General features: G+C 71.1%; 16 protein-coding genes. 11 read left to right on the forward strand and 5 right to left on the reverse strand.

Features of this window, described 5'->3' with window-relative positions; translation table 11 throughout:
* The first annotated feature begins 7 nt into the window (after window positions 1-7).
* A complete protein-coding gene (locus AB0F88_RS07940) occupies window positions 8-295 on the forward strand; it encodes a DUF3017 domain-containing protein (protein WP_362678716.1) in 288 nt (95 codons plus the stop codon).
* A gap of 116 nt (window positions 296-411) precedes the next feature.
* Window positions 412-1,629, forward strand: a complete 1,218-nt coding sequence (locus AB0F88_RS07945; protein WP_362678720.1) for an NADP-dependent isocitrate dehydrogenase — start codon at window positions 412-414, stop codon at window positions 1,627-1,629.
* A 143-nt stretch (window positions 1,630-1,772) separates the two neighbouring features.
* Here the strand turns inward: AB0F88_RS07945 and AB0F88_RS07950 are convergent, their stop codons facing one another.
* Together AB0F88_RS07950 and AB0F88_RS07955 are read right to left on the reverse strand one after the other, a co-directional pair.
* Window positions 1,773-2,555, reverse strand: a complete 783-nt coding sequence (locus AB0F88_RS07950; RefSeq protein ID WP_362678723.1) for a methyltransferase domain-containing protein — start codon at window positions 2,553-2,555, stop codon at window positions 1,773-1,775.
* A gap of 644 nt (window positions 2,556-3,199) precedes the next feature.
* Window positions 3,200-4,750, reverse strand: coding sequence for a sigma factor-like helix-turn-helix DNA-binding protein (locus AB0F88_RS07955; protein WP_362678726.1), 1,551 nt, complete (start codon window positions 4,748-4,750; stop codon window positions 3,200-3,202).
* A 275-nt stretch (window positions 4,751-5,025) separates the two neighbouring features.
* Between AB0F88_RS07955 and AB0F88_RS07960 the strand changes: the two genes are divergently transcribed.
* Window positions 5,026-7,431, forward strand: coding sequence for a transporter substrate-binding domain-containing protein (locus AB0F88_RS07960; protein ID WP_362680575.1), 2,406 nt, complete (start codon window positions 5,026-5,028; stop codon window positions 7,429-7,431).
* A gap of 113 nt (window positions 7,432-7,544) precedes the next feature.
* Here the strand turns inward: AB0F88_RS07960 and AB0F88_RS07965 are convergent, their stop codons facing one another.
* The gene (locus tag AB0F88_RS07965) at window positions 7,545-8,075 is read right to left on the reverse strand and encodes a PadR family transcriptional regulator (RefSeq protein ID WP_362678729.1); all 531 of its coding nucleotides are present in this window, start codon (window positions 8,073-8,075) and stop codon (window positions 7,545-7,547) included.
* 55 nt (window positions 8,076-8,130) lie between these two features.
* Here AB0F88_RS07965 and AB0F88_RS07970 point away from each other — a divergent pair, with 55 nt between their 5' ends.
* The 3 genes from AB0F88_RS07970 to AB0F88_RS07980 all read left to right on the forward strand — a co-directional run bounded on the left by AB0F88_RS07970 (window position 8,131) and on the right by AB0F88_RS07980 (window position 11,710).
* A complete protein-coding gene (locus AB0F88_RS07970; RefSeq protein ID WP_362678732.1) occupies window positions 8,131-9,588 on the forward strand; it encodes an MDR family MFS transporter in 1,458 nt (485 codons plus the stop codon).
* A gap of 41 nt (window positions 9,589-9,629) precedes the next feature.
* On the forward strand, window positions 9,630-10,607 hold the full coding sequence (locus AB0F88_RS07975) for a malate dehydrogenase (protein ID WP_362678735.1): 978 nt from the start codon (window positions 9,630-9,632) through the stop codon (window positions 10,605-10,607).
* Between the two features lie 263 nt (window positions 10,608-10,870).
* Window positions 10,871-11,710, forward strand: coding sequence for a hypothetical protein (locus tag AB0F88_RS07980; RefSeq protein WP_362678738.1), 840 nt, complete (start codon window positions 10,871-10,873; stop codon window positions 11,708-11,710).
* Window positions 11,711-11,797: 87 nt separating this feature from the next.
* Here AB0F88_RS07980 and galE read toward each other — a convergent pair whose 3' ends face one another.
* Entirely contained in the window at window positions 11,798-12,757 is a 960-nt protein-coding gene (gene galE, locus AB0F88_RS07985; RefSeq protein ID WP_362678741.1) for a UDP-glucose 4-epimerase GalE, read from the reverse strand.
* A 122-nt stretch (window positions 12,758-12,879) separates the two neighbouring features.
* On the opposite strand from galE, the gene AB0F88_RS07990 reads away from it, so the two are divergent.
* From AB0F88_RS07990 to AB0F88_RS08010, 5 genes are all read left to right on the forward strand, one after another.
* Window positions 12,880-14,193: a hemolysin family protein gene (locus AB0F88_RS07990; RefSeq protein ID WP_362678744.1), complete on the forward strand. Its 1,314-nt coding sequence runs from the start codon at window positions 12,880-12,882 to the stop codon at window positions 14,191-14,193.
* Window positions 14,194-14,368: 175 nt separating this feature from the next.
* On the forward strand, window positions 14,369-15,373 hold the full coding sequence (gene trpS / locus AB0F88_RS07995) for a tryptophan--tRNA ligase (protein ID WP_362678747.1): 1,005 nt from the start codon (window positions 14,369-14,371) through the stop codon (window positions 15,371-15,373).
* A gap of 208 nt (window positions 15,374-15,581) precedes the next feature.
* A complete protein-coding gene (locus AB0F88_RS08000) occupies window positions 15,582-16,514 on the forward strand; it encodes a YihY/virulence factor BrkB family protein (RefSeq protein ID WP_362678750.1) in 933 nt (310 codons plus the stop codon).
* Between the two features lie 64 nt (window positions 16,515-16,578).
* Window positions 16,579-16,950 carry a PadR family transcriptional regulator gene (locus AB0F88_RS08005; protein WP_362678753.1) on the forward strand — a complete coding sequence of 124 codons (372 nt, stop codon included), beginning with the start codon at window positions 16,579-16,581 and terminating at the stop codon, window positions 16,948-16,950.
* Window positions 16,951-17,035: 85 nt separating this feature from the next.
* Window positions 17,036-18,088, forward strand: a complete 1,053-nt coding sequence (locus AB0F88_RS08010; RefSeq protein WP_362678756.1) for a hypothetical protein — start codon at window positions 17,036-17,038, stop codon at window positions 18,086-18,088.
* Between the two features lie 127 nt (window positions 18,089-18,215).
* Here the strand turns inward: AB0F88_RS08010 and AB0F88_RS08015 are convergent, their stop codons facing one another.
* On the reverse strand, window positions 18,216-19,460 hold the full coding sequence (locus AB0F88_RS08015; RefSeq protein ID WP_362678760.1) for a D-alanyl-D-alanine carboxypeptidase: 1,245 nt from the start codon (window positions 19,458-19,460) through the stop codon (window positions 18,216-18,218).
* Window positions 19,461-19,519 lie beyond the last annotated feature (59 nt).

A 19,519-nucleotide genomic window follows, 5' to 3' on the forward strand; every position in this document is an offset into this window, starting at 1 on the left:
TGGGCCGGTGAGCGCGCGAGCGGCCGAGGTGAACAGGGAACGCTGGGGGGCCTACCCCCTGGTGGTGGGCGGCGCGCTCGTCGCGCTGGTCCTCGCCGTGCTGCTGGGCATGCCCTACTGGGGCGGGATCGCCATGGGCGCCGTCATGACGCTGGGGGCGCTCGCCCGGCTGTTCGGAGGCGGGCGGCTCGCCGTCCGCCGCAAGGCCACCGACGTCGTCACGCTGGGCGGTCTCGGCGTCGTGCTGATGGTGGCCGGGATCATCCTTGAGTTCAAGGACCACATACCGATGTGACGGGTCGGATGGCCGGGTGCGCCACGAGGGGATCGACCACGTCCGATAGCCTCAACGGCCAGTGAGCCTCAAAAAGGACTGTCTGGCCAATTTAGTTCAGAAGGGGAACCACACGCATGCCCAAGATCAAGGTAGAGGGCCCCGTCGTCGAGCTTGACGGCGACGAGATGACCCGGATCATCTGGCAGTTCATCAAGGACCAGCTGATCCTTCCCTACCTCGACGTCGACCTGAAGTACTACGACCTCGGGATCGAGCACCGCGACGCCACCGACGACCAGGTGACGATCGACGCCGCGAACGCGATCAAGCAGTACGGAGTCGGCGTCAAGTGCGCCACGATCACCCCCGACGAGGCTCGGGTGGAGGAGTTCGGCCTCAAGAAGATGTGGAAGTCCCCGAACGGGACCATCCGTAACATCCTCGGCGGCGTCATCTTCCGCGAGCCGATCATCATGTCCAACGTGCCGAGGCTCGTCCCCGGCTGGACCAAGCCGATCATTATCGGCCGTCACGCGTTCGGCGACCAGTACCGCGCCACCGACCTGAAGATCCCCGGCGAGGGCAGCCTGACCCTCACCTACACCCCCAAGGACGGCTCGGAGCCGATCGAGCTCGACGTCTACGACTTCCCCGGCCCCGGCATCGCGCTGGCGATGTACAACCTGGACGAGTCGATCCGCGACTTCGCCCGCGCCTCCATGCGGTACGGCCTGTCGCGCGGCTACCCGGTCTACCTCTCCACGAAGAACACGATCCTGAAGGCCTACGACGGCCGCTTCAAGGACATCTTCGCGGAGGTCTTCGAGACCGAGTTCAAGGCCGACTTCGACGCCGCCGGGATCACCTACGAGCACCGTCTCATCGACGACATGGTCGCCGCGGCGCTCAAGTGGGAGGGCGGATACGTCTGGGCCGCCAAGAACTACGACGGCGACGTCCAGTCCGACACCGTCGCGCAGGGCTTCGGCTCGCTCGGCCTGATGACCTCGGTCCTGCTCACCCCCGACGGCCGGACCGTCGAGGCCGAGGCCGCCCACGGCACGGTGACCCGCCACTACCGCGAGCACCAGAAGGGCAACCCCACCTCCACGAACCCGATCGCCTCGATCTTCGCGTGGACCCGGGGCCTGCAGCACCGCGGCAAGCTCGACAACACCCCCGCGCTGATCGACTTCGCCGACAAGCTGGAGCAGGTCTGCGTCGAGACCGTCGAGGGCGGCCAGATGACCAAGGACCTCGCCCTGCTGGTCGGCGGCGACGCCAAGTGGCTGACCACCCAGGACTTCCTGGCGGCCCTGGACGAGAACCTGAAGAAGAAGATGAGCCTGTAGTCGAAACGGCCGCTACCCGCACTCACCGTGCCGGGTGGCGGCCTTTTCCTTTTTCCGGGCCGTCGCTTTCCGGCGAGCGTGGAACGGAGAAATGCGCGGTGGCCACGGGCTTTTGAATGTCACGGGCTTTTGAACGTTCGGCGTCATGCCCGTCGCAGATGAAGTTCGACGCAGTAGTGCGGATGCCAATCCGTGTTCACGTCGCCGAGCCGCCAGTCGCTGCCGGTCAGGAGTTCGTTCAGTTCGTCCAGGGAACACCTGAGGTAGTCGAACCAGGGAGTGGCCAGATCCTCGAATCTGATCCGGGCCCGAAGCTGGCCGGCCATGCGGCCAAGACGCCGGTTACGCTCGTTGTAGCTCGTCGCGAGCGGATTGGTCGATTCGTAGGGGTCGGTGCCTATCCCGATGATCCGGGCGCCGGGCGCTGACATCGCGCTGAGGGCGGAGAGGAACCCGGGGGCTTTTTCCGCGCTTTCCAGCAATCCCAGATTGCCGCCGAGCAGGAGAAACGTGTCGTAGCGGGGCGACTCGGCCGCGTGTTCGCGCACCGTTCCCTCGAAAAGCCTCCGTACGCCGCGCTTGCGGGCCGCTTCGACGGCGCCGGGAGAGATGTCGAGGCCGACGACGAACTCGCCGCGCTCCTGCAGGGGCACCGCCGCTCGGCCCGCACCGCAGCCGACGTCGAGAACACGCCCGCTCGCCCTTTCCAGCGCCCACTGCTCCACCTGGGGCCAGTCGCCGGGGGGCGCGACGTATTTGGCGACGTCGCTGACTATGAGATACCCGTCGTCCCGCTCGTAGATCTCCATGGCGCTCTCGCCCATGACGGACCTGAGATAGAGCTCGCCGAACGCGTCACCGATGCGAGGGCCCTCGGGATACGGGTGACCGGAGTTCGTCGCCGTCCAGAATTCGTCGACCAGCAAAAGAGTCCGTCGGACGCGCGGCGAGCTGACACCGTGGAGCGCCGGCTCGCCGCGGAGGTTCTCCTAAGTCCAGATGAGGTCGCGCATTTTTCCCCCTCCCCCAAGAGGCCAACACTTCACAACGGAAATGCGGTTTCACCTGAAATGTATTTTCAGGCGCGCCAAAAGAAAGTATTCCTATATCGTGATTCGAGTGTCAAGAGTGGTTAAGGGCATGTGATGAGATGTGTGCGGCGGATGCGCCGGGTGCGGAAAGGGCTCGTGACCTGGGCGGACAGGCGGACAGGCGGAATGGCGGCAGGGGCAAGCCGAAGACCTCGCGCCCGCAAAGGCTTTCTCCCGTGTCGTCGACACGGTGTGAACATGCGTGGCGACGGTACGCGATTCCGGACGTCGATTCGCCGACGATCCGCCATTGAATGTCTCGCGTGAAAGCCGCGGAAGGGAGGCGCCCCGCACATCCCGCCGATGATCAGAGCCGATGACCGGCCGATGACCACAGGTGGTGACCGGAGGCGGGGAGGCGCGGTGCGATATCGCTCGCGCGGAAGGCGGGCGGTTCCCCACCGCGCCGGTGGAGGCCCCTGACCGGACCGGCCGCGGCCAACCGCTTCGGGGCCGTCGTCACGGCGCCGGGCGGCCGGTCACGGTGCCGCCACGGCCCCCAGGACGAGCGGGGCGTTCGCCGGCAGGCCGGGCACGCGGTGCGACCGCCCGGTGACGGCGTCCACCCGGAAGGAGCCGAGGGGGCCTCCACCGGCCTTGGCGCTCATCCTCACGACCACCTCGCGGTTGTTCAGCCAGCTCACGACCTCGGCCGTGGCGGGCCGCCTCACCTCGGGGAGCGCGAGCCGCTTGAAGACCCGTCGCGACTCGGCGTCGATGATGTGGAGGCTGCCGAGGTTCTCGCCCTTCCCCGCGACGACCGCGGCGGAGTGTCTCCCGCCGGGAGAGTCCGACCAGGTCCCGTACCTCTTCTGGAGCCAGGGGGCGATCCGCTGCGCCGGAGGCGTCTGTCCTGCGGGTACAGACGTCAGGGCGCCGGTCGCGAAGTCGGTCCGCAGCCGCCGCTCGCCGAGGGTGACGGTGAAGTGGCGGCCGTTGGGGGAGACGCTCACCCGCGCGCCGTTCTCGGTGTCGGCGGGGACGAGGACCGGTGACAGGTAGCGCTTCACGCCACTGCTGAGATCGTGGGCCACGTACCGGCGCTCCGCCGCGCTCAGGTAGGCGATGCGGCGCCCGTCAGGGCTGATGGCGGGGGAGAGTCTCGGGCTCTTCTCCTCGTCGCCGTGCGCGAGGCGCTGGGCGGCGTCGGGGAGGCGCAGCGTCGCCGTACAGGGTTTCCGGCCATCGCACCCGGCCAGGCCGGGAGCGGGGCTCTCGGGGCCGCCGGAGACCATTGTCAGCGTCCAGCCCGCGCAGGTGACGTCTCCGGCGCGCGCGGGAGGTGTCCCGACGGGGGCGTCGGGACACGGCCCGGGGACCGCGTAGCGGATCACCGAGGAGGTCCGCGGGGCCCGCCACGGTGCCGGGACGGCGCCGGGCTCCCCGCCGCCCGGCCCCGAGCCGTCCGGCTCCGGGCTGGAGACCGCTCCTACGGGCTCCTGCGCCTGTGCCGCGTGCGGCCGGCTGCGCTCGCCCAGCGCCGAGTTCCACACCTCGCCCTGCTGGGACACGACGAAGGCGGCGATCAGGCCGACCGGCACGAGCGCCGCCGCCACGCCCAGGAGGGCCCCCCTGGCGCGACGCCGCCTGAGCGTGCGCATGGACCGGACGGTGAGGTCGGGGACGGAGGCCTCGCCCGCGGCCGTGGCCATCCTGGTGATCAGACGGCTCTCGCTGCCCTTGGTGAGGGTGTCGACCGCCTCGGCGATCTCCGACTTCACGGTCTCCTCCGGGAGCCCGAGGAGGGAGGCCATCTCCGCGCGGGACCTGCCGTCGTGCAGGCAGGCGACCACGAGGAGCCGCTGCCGGGGCGGGATCCGTACCAGGGCCGTCGCGCCGGCGGCGCTCGGCCGCTGGAGGAAGCGGCGGTAGAGCGCGATCTGGGCGTGCGTGGTGGGGTTCTCCCACAGCGGCGGCGGCCAGGAGAGGGCGACGGTGTGGAAGGAGCGCAGGGTGAGGCGGATGGCCTGCTCGTGGCTGCCGGTGAGGAGAAGGGCGGTGCCGACGAGGGAACGCTGATCGCGCTGCACGAACTCGCGATAACCGATATATCGGCGCATGGAAGTTTTAGCTCCGGCTTGCCTGAGGGACGTACAACGGTAGCGATCTAAGCGGCTGGAGCGCCAGATTGGGGTGAATGTCGGAGATTGGGGGGTGAGGGCGTCTGCCGTTTTCCATCGTGACACGGGCGGGGGACAGGTCGTTGTCGTGAGAAATGTGAGGTCACGTCGGGATAACAGGGGGAGAGGGCGGGTCATGGCGCCGTAAAGTTTGCCACGTCGAAGATTACGAGACCGTGGGGACGATGATGCCGGAGATCGCGCCACTGGAAGCGGGAGAGCCGCGCCAGCTCGGGCCGTTCCGCGTCGTCGGGCGGGTCGGCGAGGGCGGGCAGGGCATCGTCTACCTGGGGATCAACGCCGCGGGGGAGCGGGCGGCGATCAAGCTGCTGCACGTGAAGTTCTCCGGCGACACCGTCGCCAGGTCCCGGTTCGCCAGGGAGGCGAGGGCGGCCCAGCGGGTCGCCTCGTTCTGCACGGCGGGCGTGATGGACGCCGACCTCGAAGGCGACACCCCCTACATCGCGAGCGAGTACATCGAGGGCAGGTCGCTGCGCGAGGTCGTGGAGACCGACGGCCCCCTCAAGGGCGCCCCGCTGCAGCGGCTGGCGATCGGCACGGCCACCGCGCTCACCGCGATCCACCACGCCTCGATCGTGCACCGCGACTTCAAGCCGGACAACGTGCTCATCGCGGCCGACGGCCCGAGGGTCGTCGACTTCGGCATCGCCCGCATCCTCGACTCCACCGGCACGATCACCAGCCGGGCCATCGGCACCCCCGCGTACATGGCGCCGGAGCAGATCTCCGGCGCCGACGTCGGGCCGCACACCGACGTCTTCGCCTGGGGGGCGACCATCGCGTTCGCCGCGACCGGTGAGACGATCTTCGCCGGAAGCTCGATCGCCGTGGTGCTCAACCGCATCCTCAACCACGAGGTCGACCTCGGCACGCTGCCGGAGCCGTTGCGCGGCGTGGTCGGTTCGGCGCTGGCCAAGTCGCCCGCCACGCGGCCCTCGGCCGACCAGCTCCTGCTGCGGCTGCTCGGCCACACGGAGACGGTGAACGCCTCGCCCGCGATCCTCACCCAGGGCGCCAAGGTCGCCGTCCCCGAGCCGCCCCGCGATGAATCCCGCTCCCGGGAGCAGGGCCGTGAGCAGGGCCGTGAGCAGGGCCGTGACCGGGGACCCGCCGACGACGGCGATCATGGCCGTGACCACGACGCCACCAGTCCCATGCGCACCCCGAAGCCCCGGACGGGCGGCGTCTCGGGCGACCTGCCCCTCCCGTCCACGGGATTCCAGGCCCGGCACCCCGTCCACGACCAGCACCCCCACCCCGTTCACGGCGATCAGACCGGGCTGGGCGGTCAGGGGGTTCGCCCGGGGCCGGGTGGTCAGACCGGGCCGGGCCAGGGCGAGCGTCGCGCACCCGCCGCCCACGGCGGGCCGTCACACCTCCCCGCCCCGCCTCCCGTGGAGCATCCGTCCTTCCCGGGCCAGCGCTTCCCGGACCAGCACTTCCCGGACCAGCGCTCTCCCGAGTCGCGCCCCGAGGGCCGCAGCCTCCCGCAGCAGAGCCCACCGGACCACCTCTCTCCGGATCGCCGCTCACCGGCGCGTCACGACCATCCGTCGCCGCCGGACTACTGGGACCACCCTCCGCCTCCCGCGTACGGTGACGGTACGGGTTACACGGATCACGGTGGCGAGGTGCCGCCGCCCAGCTGGCAGGCGTCCACGACCCTCGTCGGGGCCCCGGAAGCGCCGCCGCGCCCGCGCAGGGGGCGCTGGATCGCCGCCGCCGTGGCCGTGCTGCTGCTGATCGCCGGCGGGGCCGCCGCGGTCCGCTGGTGGCCGGGGGCCGCCTCGGAGGGCGGACCGGAGGAACCCGTCCCCACCGCGTTCACCTCCGTGGTGGACAAGGCCGCCAAGACGGGCAGGCTCGTCGTCGGCGTGCGCGACTTCCTGCCCGGCATCGCCCTGCAGAACCAGAGCAGGTGGAGCGGCTTCGAGATCGACCTGGCCCTGGAGATCGCCAAGGCGCTGGGAGTGCCGGCGAGCGGTGTCACCTTCCGGGGCACCGGCCGCCCCGAACGGCCGAAACTGCTGGCGGACGGAGACGTCGACTTCGTCCTGGCGACGTACTCGATCAACGACACCGACGACGTCACCTTCGCCGGGCCCTACTACCTCGCCCACGTCGACGTCCTCGTCAAGGACGGCTCGCCGATCACGAACCTGGCGGGCCTGGAGGGCGGAAGGATGTGCCAGCCGGCCTCCAGCGCGGCCGTGGCCGTCCTGCAGGGCGCGGTCGAGAGTCTCACGCTGGTCGCCGCCCAGACGTACTCCGAGTGCGTCAACATGCTGCAGGCCGGGCAGGTCGACGCGATCCCGGGCGACGACCTGCTGCTGGCCGGTTTCGCCAACCGGGAGAGCATCCGCTACAAGCTGCTCGGCCTGAAGCTCACCGACGAGCGCTACGCGGTGGCCCTCAAGAGGGGCGACGTGCGCACCTGCGAGGCCGTCAAGGGGGCCATCGCCGACCTCTACCGGAGCGGCACGATCCGCACGCTGCTCGACAAGCACTTCTCCAAGGTCGAGTTCCCGGCGCGGGAGAACGACGCCCCCACCATGGCCGCCTGCACCTGATCGCACCCTGATCGCACCCTGTTCGCGTCCGGCCTCGGCCCGCATCCGGCCCCGACCCCGGCCCGTGTCCGGCCTCGGCCCGCGTCCGGCCCGCCCGGGCCGGAGGACCCGCGCTAGGGCCGCGCCTCGCCCGCGGACTCCTCGATCGTCGCCGCCGTGTCCGCGGCCCAGTCGCACACCGTCTGTGTTTTCCGGATGCCCAGGTCAAGGGCATAGTCTCCGAAACCGGCCTCCTTGCGCTCCCTGTCATCCCTGAGCGCCTCCAGATGTGCCAGCTGGGCGTTGTGGGCCTCCACCTCCGTGCGGAGCAGTGCCGCGGCCTCATGCGGTTCCAGGGTGGGCAGGAAGAAGGCGCGGAGCAATCTCTCGTCACGGTATAGCCGGGACGGCTCCTTATCCAGCAGCCACCGCCGGAGCTCCAGCGCGCCCGCGTCGGTGACCGCGTAGCTCTTCCTGCCCCGGGGGCCCTCCTGCTCGACCGTCACCCAGCCCTCCGCGGCCATCTTGTTGAGCTCCGGGTAGATCTGGCTGTGCCCGGCCTGCCAGGCGTAGCCGATCGACCGCTCGAAGAGTTTCGTGAGGTCGTAACCGCTGGAGGGGCCCGTGACGGTGAGCAGGCCCAGGAGCGCGATCCGGAGTGACATGCCCTCATCATACTTATGGATTGACATGTCAAGACTGACAGGTCACTATCAACATGTGCCTACTGACGTATTGAATTCCCCTTCGAAGGCCCGCCCTGGCGGGGGCCTGCTCCTGCTCGCCGTGCTCGGCGGGATGTTCCTCGCGATGCTTGACCAGACGATCGTGGGGACCGCGCTGCCCCGGATCATCCAGGAGCTCGGCGGCGCCGACCTCTACGTCTGGGTCGTGGCGGCCTACCTGCTGACCTCCACCGTCACCGTTCCCCTGTACGGCAGGCTGTCCGACACCTACGGCCGCAAGCCGCTGCTGCTGACCGGCTTGGTGGTGTTCCTGCTCGGCTCGCTCCTGTGTGGCGTCGCCCAGGACATGAACCAGCTGATCGCCTTCCGCGCGCTGCAGGGGCTGGGCGCCGGAGCGCTGCTGCCGCTCTCCCTGGCCCTGGTGGCCGACCGGTTTCCGCCGACCGAGAACGGCCGGGTCCAGGGCGCGCTCGGCGGGGTGATGGCACTGAGCTACATCGCAGGCCCGTTCCTCGGCGGCGTCTTCACCGACCAGGCCAGCTGGCGCTGGGCCTTCCTGATCAACCTTCCCATCGGCCTGGTCCTCATCGCGATCATCGTCGCCCGCCTGCCGCACGTGGCCGGGCAGGGACGCGGAGCCCGGCCCGACCACCTGGGCATAGCCGTGTTCAGCGCGGCGATCGGCGCACTGCTCATCGGCCTGACCGAGAAGGGCCTGGACGACCACACCTGGACCAGCGGGCCGGTGCTCTGGCCCATCCTGGCCTCCGCCGTGCTCCTGGTGGCGTTCGTCCTGGTCGAGCGGAGGGCCGAGCAGCCGATCATCCCGCTGGAGCTGTTCCGCGACCGCACCTACACGCTGGTCAACGTGGCGTCGTTCTCCACCGCGTTCTGCCTGTACGCCGGGGTGGTGTTCCTGCCGCGCTACTTCCAGGAGGCCATGGGGTTGACCGCCACCGAGTCGGGCCTGCGCATCTACCCGCTCATGCTCGGGATGGTGGCCGGAAGCGTGATCACCGGTGCCCTCATCTCCAGAACCCAGCGCTACAAGCCCTGGCTCGTCGCGGGGCCGTTCCTCATCTCGGCCGGGGCGCTGCTGTGCACCGGGATCGCGGCCGACACCCCGGCGCCGGCCCTGGTGGGGTGGATGGCGCTGCTCGGCCTGGGCATGGGGCCGATGCTGTCCGGCCTGACCGTGGCCATCCAGTTCTCGGTCCCGCCCCGGTTCATCGGCACCGCCACCGCGAACCTGACCTTCTTCCGGCAGATCGGCGGCTCGGTCGCCCTGGCGCTCGCCGGGACCCTCTACACGACCGTGATGCGGGATGAGGCGCCCACCCGCGGGCCGGAAGCGGCGCACGCGGCCGCCACCGCGACGGTCGTCCCGTGGCTCGCCGTCGGCGGGGCGCTCGTCGCGCTCGCCGCGCTGGTCCTGCTGCCCGGAGGGCGGATCGGGGCACTCGCCGGACGGCCGTCCACCGTGGACGGGTAGCATCCGAGCGTCACAATTCATCCTTCGAGTGGGGGAAGGTCATGGCCCAGACTCCCGTAAAGGTCACCGTCACCGGCGCCGCCGGTCAGATCGGCTACGCGCTGCTTTTCCGCATCGCCTCGGGCCAGTTGCTGGGCGCCGACGTCCCGGTCACGCTGAGCCTCCTGGAGATCCCGCAGGCCGTGAAGGCCGCCGAGGGCACCGCGATGGAGCTCGACGACTGCGCGTTCCCGCTGCTGAGCGGCATCGAGATCACCGACGACCCGAACGTGGCGTTCAACGGCGCCAACGTCGCGCTGCTGGTCGGTGCCCGTCCCCGGAGCAAGGGCATGGAGCGCGGCGACCTCCTCCAGGCCAACGGCGGCATCTTCGGCCCGCAGGGCAAGGCGATCAACGACAACGCGGCCGACGACATCCGCGTGCTGGCGGTCGGCAACCCGGCCAACACCAACGCGCTCATCGCCCAGCAGCACGCCCCGGACGTCCCGGCCGAGCGCTTCACCGCGATGACCCGCCTCGACCACAACCGCGCGCTGTCCCAGCTCGCCGCCAAGCTGCAGGTCCCGGTCACCGAGATCAAGAAGATGACGATCTGGGGCAACCACTCCGCCACTCAGTACCCGGACCTCTTCCACGCCGAGGTCGGTGGCAAGATCGCCGCCGAGCTGGTCGACGAGGCATGGCTGCGCGACACCTTCATCCCCACCGTCGCCAAGCGCGGCGCCGCGATCATCGAGGCCCGGGGCGCGTCCTCGGCCGCCTCCGCCGCCAACGCCGCGGTCGACCACGTCTTCGACTGGGTCAACGGCACCGCCTGGACCTCGGCCGCGATTCCCTCCGACGGCTCGTACGGCGTGCCGGAGGGGCTCATCTCGTCCTTCCCGGTCACCTCGCGCGACGGCAGGTGGGAGATCATCCAGGGCCTGGAGATCGACGCCTTCTCCCGCGAGCGCATCGACGCCACGGTGCGCGAGCTGGAGGAGGAGCGTTCCGCGGTGCGCGAGCTCGGCCTGATCTGAGCCGTCCCGCATCCGGGCCGTTCTGACATGGGCCGTCCCGCATCCGGGCCGTCCCGCATCTGGGCCGTCCTGATCTGAGTCGCCACGCGAAAGGGGCCCCGGCGTGCCGGGGCCCCTTTCGCGTTCCCGGCCTTTCGTCCCTCCCCGGCCCTCCCGCCGCCCCTTCCCGGCCCTCCCGCCGCGCGGGTGGCGGAGGAAGGCGGAGGAAAAGGCGGCGTGTCGATCATCGCGGAGCGGCGCGACCCGGCGTTCAATGATCACTTGTGGTCGGGGGATCGGTGTTCATGGAGTACGCCGCGGTGCGGATCGTCGCCGGGGTGATCTGTCTCGCGCTCGTGGCGACCCCCCGGGGGGCGCCCGCCTCCCCCGACGACGACGGCTGGGGCGGCGCCGACCTGTCGGTGCGGCTGACGGTCTCCCCGAAGCGCGCGCAGCCCGGGCGGCCGCTGACCTACCGGGCCGAGGTGCGCAACGACGGTCCCGGCGACGCGGTGCTTCCGCTGCTCACCGTACGACTGCCCGAGAAGGTGGCGGTGGCCGGCGTCAACGTCGCCGAGTGCCTTCCCGGCCCCGTGGCCGGAGAGGTGATCTGCCCCTCGCCGACGGACGTCCTGGCCGGGCAGACCGGCGGGGTGACGATCACCGGGGTGGTGAAGCCCGACGCGCGGGACACGCTGAGGGCGAGCGCCACGCTCTCCTCCGAGGTCGTGGACGACGACGAGACGGACAACTTCTCCGAGGCGCTCACCGAGGTGGACGAGGGTGCGGACCTGGCCGTCAGGCTGTCGCGCGCGACTCGTGCGGGCCGCCTGGTCACCGTGGCCGCCGTGGTGCGCAACCGCGGGCCGCGGCGCGTCCACGACGCCGGGGTCCTCTTCGACACCGGCGGGGCGCGCCTCATGTCGGCGAGGGGCGCGCGGTGCGACTCCCACCCCGCCTACGTCGGGTGCAGGCTCCGCACGGTCGGCGTGGGCCGGCGGGTGAGCTTCATGCTCGCCTTCACGGCCCGCGCGCACGCGCCACGGGCCGAGGCGACCGTCTACTCCCTCCGGCTGGGCGACCGCCGCCCGGCCAACAACACGGCCCGCTTCAGCCTGAGGTAGGCACGGCCGACCGGCCGGTCCGCGCCCGGCCCCGGTCGTAGATCTCCGAGACCGGTGGCGCGGCCGGGGCGGCGGGGCGGGGTGGTGTCAGCCGAGCATGGCGGCCCAGGCGTCGGCGACGACGTCGCGGACCGACGGGTGCTCGGGCTTCCAGCCGAGCTCGCGCTGGATCTTCTCCGACGAGGCCACCAGCACGGCCGGGTCGCCGGCGCGGCGCTCGCGCACGACCGCGGGGATCTCGTGGCCGGTCACCTCGCGGCAGACCGACAGCACCTCCTGGACCGAGAAGCCCGTCCCGTTGCCCAGGTTGTAGATCTTGTGTTCGCCCGGCGAGCAGGCGTCCAGCGCCAGCAGGTGGGCCCTGGCGAGGTCGGCCACGTGGATGTAGTCGCGCACGCATGTGCCGTCGGGAGTGGGGTAGTCCGTGCCGAACACGCTGACCGACTCGCGACCGCCGAGTGCGACGGCGAGGATGTTAGGGATCAGGTGGGTCTCCACGGTGTGACGTTCGCGGTAGACCCTGCCGTCTCCGGCGGTGTAGGCGCCGCCCACGTTGAAGTAGCGCAGGCTCACCGCGGCCAGGCCGTACAGTCCGGCGAACGCGCTCAGCGCGGTGTCGACGGCGAGCTTGGACGCGCCGTAGGGGTTGGTCGGCCGGGTCGGGTCGGTCTCCTCGATCGGGGAGCGCTCCGGCTCGCCGTACGTCGCGGCGGTGGAGGAGAAGACGATCCGGCCCACCCCGGCGCCCCGCATGGCGTCGAGCAGGGCCAGGGTGCCGCCGAGGTTGTGCGTCCAGTAGAGGCCGGGCCGCTCCACGGACTCGCCGACCAGGGACTTCGCCGCGAAGTGGAGCACGGCGTCCGTGCCGGGCAGCAGGCCGGCGGCCTCGGTGATCGACCCCTCGACGAAGCGGGCGCCCGGCGGCACCGCGTCGGCGTGGCCGGTGGAGAGATCGTCCAGCACGGTGACCTCGTGGCCCGCCTCGACGAGTTGCGCCGCCACGACCCCGCCGATGTATCCGGCGCCTCCGGTGACGAGCAGCTTCACGGAGCCTCCTGTTTGATGATGTTTGTACTTGTTTACTTTTGTAAGTCTATCGCCAGCATATGCTGGCACATCAAATATCGGCCACCGCCGGAACAGGCGACCGCCACGACGGAGACGATCTCGTGAACAGCGTCCTGGCGAACATCGCCTTGGTCATGCTCTTCGTACTGATCGGGGGATTCTTCGCCGCGGCCGAGATGGCCATGGTCTCCCTCAGGGAGAGCCAGGTCAGACGGCTCGACACCCGGGGTCGCAGGGGGGCGCGAGCCGCCAAGCTCGCCCGCGACCCCAACCGCTTCCTGTCCGCGGTGCAGATCGGCGTCACCGTGGCGACCATGCTCTCGGCCGCCTTCGGCGCCGACACCCTCGCCCAGGACCTCATCCCCGTGGTGACCGGCTGGGGGGTGCCGGAGGCCGTGACGGCCCCGCTCTCCCTGGTGCTGGTGACGCTGGCGATCTCGTACGCCTCGCTGGTGCTCGGCGAGCTGGCCCCCAAACGGATCGCCAGGCAGCGCGCCGAGGGGATCTCCCTGCTGGTCGCGCCGTTCCTCGACCGGATGGCCGCGCTGTCGCGGCCGATCATCTGGGCGCTGTCCAAGTCCACCGACGGGGTCGTCAAGCTGCTCGGCGGCGACCCCGACGCCGACCGCGAGGAGATCTCCACCGAGGAACTGCGCGACATGGTGGTGGGCCACCAGGAGCTCACCGCCGACGAGCGCCACCTGATCGGGGAGGTGTTCGCGGCGGGCAAGCGGCAACTCCGCGAGGTGATGCTGCCGCGCACCGAGGTGGAGTTCATGTCCGCCGACACGCGGCTGGCCGAGGCGGCGGTCCTGGCCGCGGCCATGCCGCACTCCCGTTTCCCCGTCTACCGCGACTCCTACGACGACGTCGTGGGCTTCGTCCACATTCGTGACCTGCTCGACCCGGTGCTGACCGGGTCCATCGAGCCGATCAGCGAGCTGGTGCCGATCCGCCCGGTCAAGCTGGTCCCCACCAGCAAGCGGCTGATGGCCACGCTGTCGGAGATGCGCAGGGAGGGCCACCACCTGGCGATCGTGGTCGACGAGTACGGCGGCACGGCGGGCATCGTCACCCTGGAGGACCTCGTCGAGGAGCTGATCGGCGACATCCGCGACGAGCACGACGTGGCGGACGAGCACGTCGCGCTGCCCGCGGGGGAGGTCGAGCTCGACGGGCTGGCCAACCTCGACGAGGTGGCGACCGAGAGCGGGATCCGCCTGGCCGACGGCCCGTACGAGACCCTCGGCGGGTTCGTCATGTGGGCGCTCGGCCACCTTCCCGCGCTGGGGGAGCGGGTGGAGATCCCGGGATTCGACCTGACGGTCACCGAGATGGACGGGCGCAGGGTCGCCCGGGTGAGGATCAAGCGGAGTACGTCGCGGCCGGAGGCGCCGCCCGCGCCCGACAGCTGACGGGGAGCGCCCCGCGCGAGCGGGGTTCTCCGGCGAGGCCGTGAGCGGGGTCCGGGGGCGAGGCCGTGAGCGGGGTCCGTGAGGGGGGTTCGGGGCGAGGCCGTCAGGGGGTCCGGGGGCGGGATGCCGTGATCGGCGGGCCAACCACTCCCGGCAGCTGACAGAATTGGCTGCTATGGCCAGTCCTCGTGTCCTGTCGGGAATCCAGCCGACCGCAGACTCCTTCCACCTGGGAAACTACCTCGGTGCCATCAGGCAGTACGTCGCCATGCAGGAGGGGTACGACGCCTTCTACTGCGTCGTCGACCTGCACGCGATCACCGTGGACTACCAGCCGGACGTGCTGCGCAGGCGTTCCAGGGTCGCCGCGGCCCAGCTCTTCGCCGCCGGTCTCGACCCCGAGCGCTCCACGGTCTTCGTGCAGAGCCACGTCCGTGAGCACACCGAGCTGGCCTGGGTGCTGATCTGCCTCACCGGCATGGGCGAGGCCGGGCGGATGACCCAGTTCAAGGACAAGGCGGCCAAGGCCGGTGAGAGCTCGGCGAGTGTCGGGCTGTTCACCTACCCGATCCTGCAGGCGGCCGACATCCTGCTCTACCAGGCCAACCGGGTTCCGGTCGGCGCGGACCAGAAGCAGCACCTGGAGCTCACCCGCGACCTCGCGCAGCGCTTCAACCACCGCTTCGGCGAGACCTTCACGCTGCCGGAGCCGCACATCGTCAAGGGGGTCGAGAAGATCACCGACCTCCAGGAGCCCACGGCGAAGATGTCGAAGTCGTCCTCCTCGCCCACCGGGATCCTGGACCTGCTGGAGCAGCCGGGACCGCTCCGCAAGAAGATCATGCGCGCGGTCACCGACACCGGCTCCGAGGTCCTCGCCGACGACGAGAACAAGCCCGGCGTCACCAACCTGCTGCGCATCCAGTCCGCGCTGAGCGGCGTCCCGATCCCCGAACTGGAGGCCCGCTACGCCGGGCAGGGGTACGGCACGTTCAAGAAGGACGTGGCCGAGCTCGTGGTCGACACCTTCACCCCGATCCGCGAGCGCACCGAGAAGCTGCTCGCCGACGAGGCCGAGCTCGACCGGATGCTCGCCGTCGGGGCCACCCGGGCCCGCGCGGTGGCCGCCGAGACCATGGCCAGGGTGCGCGACCGGGTGGGGTTCCTGCCCACCTCGTGATCCTCCTGCGCGCGGCCCGGGCGGGATTCCCGCCCGGGCCGCGGCGTTTTTCCGCACGGCCCTGCGCGTGGCCTTCCCCGCGGTCGAAGGGGTCCTTCGTACGGGCCTGCGGTGGCCTCCCGCCCGTTCCGTGGTCCCCCGTGTACGCACAGCCGCTTTTCCGCCGCCGTCCACGATCGGGACGGCGGTGATTGGGTAGGGGGCGCACGTGACAAGCGTGCTGGAACGCATCCAAGCGGCCCGTGAGCGGTTCGGAAGGACACTCGGCACGGCCCGGGTCAGGTGGCACTGGCTCGACCACCTGGTCAGGACCTTCCAGCGCTACCAGATCCAGTCGGGAGACCGGCTCGCCGGAGCGGTCAGCTACTTCGCCTTCCTGTCCTTCTTCCCGATCGTCGCGCTGGCCTTCGCGGTCTTCGGCTACTTCCTCTCCACCAGGCCCGAAGCCACCCAGGCCCTGCAGACGGCGATCAACCAGTACCTGCCCGGCCTCGCCGACAAGCTGCCGATCAAGCAGATCGCCGACTCCCGGACCAGTGCCGGGATCATCGGCCTGCTCGGGCTCCTCTACGCCGGGCTCGGCGCGATCGACGCCCTGCGCGGCGCGCTGCGCGAGATCTCCATGACGACCGAGGCACCGCTCAACTTCGCCCTGGCCAAGCTGAGGGACCTGGCCGCACTCGTGATCGTCGGCACGACGATGGTGGCGTCGGTGCTGGTCGCCGGTTTCGCCACCCAGGCCAGCGGGGTCGTGGCCGGATGGCTCGGCCTGTCGGGGTCGGCGGTGGCCACCGCCACGATCTGGCTGGCCGGGCTGGCGGTCAGCGTGCTCACCGACGTCGTCGTCTTCCTGGTCATCCTGCGCGGGCTGGGCCGGTCCAGGCAGCCGTGGCGGGTGCTGCTGCGCGGAGCCCTGCTCGGCGCGGCCGGTTTCGCCCTGCTCAAGCAGCTCGCCGCACTGATCCTCTCCGGCACCCTGAACAACCCCGTCTACGGGGTGTTCGCCGTGGTGGTCGGCCTGCTGGTCTGGATCAACTTCTCGGCCCGGGTGATCATGTACGCCGCCGCCTGGACCGCGACCGCCTCCCTGGGCCCTCCGCCCGACCCCACCCCGGTCCCGGCGACCGCCATCCGCGCCTGAAAGCCCGGCGTCGCGTGAGATCTGCCCCTCGTCATATCCTGCTTGCCGATATATGCTGCGAAGCATGACTCCAAGGATGATGACGGAGCCCGCGTTCCTCGTTCTCACCGCGCTGGTCGACGAGCCGTGTCACGGCTACGGCATCGTGCGGGAGGTCGAGCGGCTGTCCGGCGGGCGGGTCCAGCTCAAGGTCGGCACGCTCTACGGCGTGCTCGACCGGCTGGCGGGTGACGGGCTGGTGGCCCTCGACCGCGAGGAGGTCCAGCAGGGGCGGTTGCGTCGCTACTACCGGCTCACCGACTCCGGTTCGCGGACGCTGGAGGCCGAGGCCGTCCGGCTCGCGGAGAACGCCAGGACCGCCGTCGACCGGCTCCGCGCCCGGCACGCTCAGCACGCTCAGCACGGCCGGCCGTCCGCCGCCGGAGGCCCCGCGTGAGGGCGGGCGTGAGTTCCCGCGTGAGGACGAGCGCGAAGTACCGAGTGAGGTCCTGTGTGAGAGCGAGTGGGAGAGGGGCGTGCCGATGAGCCTGCTGGAGGATCGCTACCGGAGCTGGTTGCGCCTGCTGCCCGCCTCCTACCGAGCCGAGCGCGAGGAGGAGATGATCTCCGTGTTCCTGGAGGGCTCGCCGGGCGTCTCCGACGCCGACGGGCCCCGGCCTCGCTGGTCGGAGATCGCCAGCGTCGCCGTGCTGGCGGTCCGGGTCCGTCTCGGGGGAGCGGGTCACACGGTGCCGAGGTTCCTCGCGTGGGGAGAGACGATCCGCCTCGTCGCCCTGCTGGGGGTGTGCTTCCAGGCGTTGCTCGGAGCCCTCGCCGCCACGGCCACGCTGCGCATGTACGGGGTGATCGGCGAGGCCCACCCCCTGCTCGCCCAGAGGGCCGGGCCCCCGGGCTCACTCGAGCGGCTCGTGGTCATCCTGGGAGGCTTCACGGGCGCGCTCTGGTTCGCCCCGCTCGTGGCGCTCATCGCCGGGCGTCCGCGCGCCGCCAGAGCGCTGGCGCTCCTCGCGTTCGCGCTGAAGCTGCCGTTCCTGCTCCAGGAGCGCGTGGACGTCTTCCTGTGGAGCGCGCTGATCGGCCTGCTGCCGTCCCTGGTCACGGTGCTGGCCCTGTGGGCCGGTTTCCACCGGGACGCGCGGCTCGTGCGCCGACCGGCGTGGCTCCTGCTGCCTCCCCTCGCCGCCGGTGTCGCCCTCGTCGCGCTGTACGACGCGATCGCGTCCCCCACGACCGCCGCCTGGGTATGGCCGTGGCTGGACGATCCCGGCCTGGCGAGCGCGCTCATCCTGGGCGCGGGTGTCGCGTACGCCTGCGTGCACGTGTACGCGCCCGCGCGGCGCACCCCGTCGTGGCCACTGGCCCTGGCGATCCTGGCGCTGCCGGTGCTGTGTGTCCGCCTGGCCACGATGGGGTACGGTGTCGACTTCGACGACGAGGTGAGCCGGACCATCACGCTCGGCATGGCCGGCCAGACGGCCCTGCTCCTGGCCTTCGCCGCCTGGAGCGCCGTCCTGGGGATCAGGACCCTCCCGGCCGCACCGGCCCCGGACCGCGGGGAACCGGCCGAGGGGTGACCGGGCCGCCGGGAACGGGCGGACCGCCGCGGTGGAGCCGTTCACCCGGCCCGGGGCGTCCACCCGGCCCGGGGCGAGCCGTGCCTGTATCGGAGCGGGTGCCCCGGGCACGATGAGGGTCCTCGGATCACCGCGGCCGGCGGGATCGCCCGCGCAGGCCGTACACCAGCCAGGCCAGGCCGCCGAGCAGGGCGGCGCCGAGGGCGTAGTAGCCGATCGGGACGCCCTCGTCGGCCGGTCTGGCGGCCGCGGCCGGGTCCTGCGCGGAGACGGGGGCCGGGGCGGCCGGGGTCGCCGAGGCGGCGGGCCCGGTGGGCAGCGGGGCGGGCTCGGGGACCGGGTCGACCAGCTTTCCGACCGGGAGGACCTTGCCGCGGTTGGCGAAGCCCCAGTCGAGCAGGTCGGCGACCTCCTCCCAGAAGTAGCCGTCGTGACGCATGATCGACACGATGACGGTGTGGCCGTCGCGCTTGGCCGCGCCGACGAAGCTGCCCAGGGCCTTGGACGTCCAGCCGTTCTTGACGCCGATCATGCCCTTGTAGCGCCAGAGCAGCTTGTTGTGGTTGCCGATCTCGTAGTAGCCCTTGGGTGCCGGGAATTTGTCGGTCTTTGTGCTGATATATCGCCGAAAATCGGCGTTGGCCAGGCCGGCGCGGGCGATCAGCGCCAGGTCGTAGGCCGAGCTGCTCTGGCCCGGCTTGTCCAGCCCGCTCGGGGTCTTGGCCACCGTGTCGAACGCCTGCAGGCGCTTGGCCTCGGCGTTCATGTCCGCCAGGGTCGTGGCCAGGCCGCCGTTGGCCTCGGCCAGCGCCATCGCGCAGTCGTTGCCCGAGACGAGCATCAGCGCCTTGAACAGGTCCTCGACGGTGTAGAGGGGCTTGGGGACCAGGCCGACCGCGCTGCCCTCCTCGTTCACGGCGCGCCTGCTCGGCGTGATCTTCCGGTCCTTGTCCAGTTTCGGGATCAGGGTGAGGGCGGTCAGCGCCTTCAGCGTGCTCGCGGGAAGGTAGCGCCCGTGGGCGTCCTTGGCGGCCAGCACCTCGCCGCTCTCGGCGTCGGCGATCACGTACGCCTTCGCGGCCGTCTTGGGAGGGGCCTTCACGCCCGCGGGGACGACGAGGCCCCGCCCCCCGAGCCGGATGCCGCCGACCGGTTCCCGCTCGCGGCGCGTGCGCGGGCCCGCCGCGGAACCGGTGCCCGTGCGCGCTTCCGCCGGACCGGCGCCGGTGCGCGAATCCAGTGGACCGGCGCCCGCGCGCAGGTCAGGCCCGCCGTTCGCGGGCACGTGCGCGACCCGGGCCTGTGCGGGCGCGCCGAGAAGGGCGGTCGCCGCGAGCAGCACCCCGACGGGTGCGACATGTTTGATCCCCATGATGATCTCAGGGTAGCTTCGTACCGGTTCGCATGGAGTTACCGGTGCCCTGACCAGGT

Source organism: Streptosporangium sp. NPDC023963 (assembly GCF_040639135.1).
GTDB lineage: Bacteria > Actinomycetota > Actinomycetes > Streptosporangiales > Streptosporangiaceae > Streptosporangium.

Excerpts from the sequence above, each read along its gene's own strand:
- AB0F88_RS07945 (WP_362678720.1), top strand. The coding sequence starts at position 412 with ATGCCCAAGATCAAGGTAGAGGGCCCCGTCGTCGAGCTTGACGGCGAC.
- AB0F88_RS07960 (WP_362680575.1), top strand. The coding sequence starts at position 5,026 with ATGATGCCGGAGATCGCGCCACTGGAAGCGGGAGAGCCGCGCCAGCTC.
- AB0F88_RS07965 (WP_362678729.1), bottom strand. The coding sequence starts at position 8,075 with ATGTCACTCCGGATCGCGCTCCTGGGCCTGCTCACCGTCACGGGCCCC.
- AB0F88_RS07975 (WP_362678735.1), top strand. The coding sequence starts at position 9,630 with ATGGCCCAGACTCCCGTAAAGGTCACCGTCACCGGCGCCGCCGGTCAG.
- trpS (WP_362678747.1), top strand. The coding sequence starts at position 14,369 with ATGGCCAGTCCTCGTGTCCTGTCGGGAATCCAGCCGACCGCAGACTCC.
- AB0F88_RS08005 (WP_362678753.1), top strand. The coding sequence starts at position 16,579 with ATGACTCCAAGGATGATGACGGAGCCCGCGTTCCTCGTTCTCACCGCG.
- AB0F88_RS08010 (WP_362678756.1), top strand. The coding sequence starts at position 17,036 with ATGAGCCTGCTGGAGGATCGCTACCGGAGCTGGTTGCGCCTGCTGCCC.
- AB0F88_RS08015 (WP_362678760.1), bottom strand. The coding sequence starts at position 19,460 with ATGGGGATCAAACATGTCGCACCCGTCGGGGTGCTGCTCGCGGCGACC.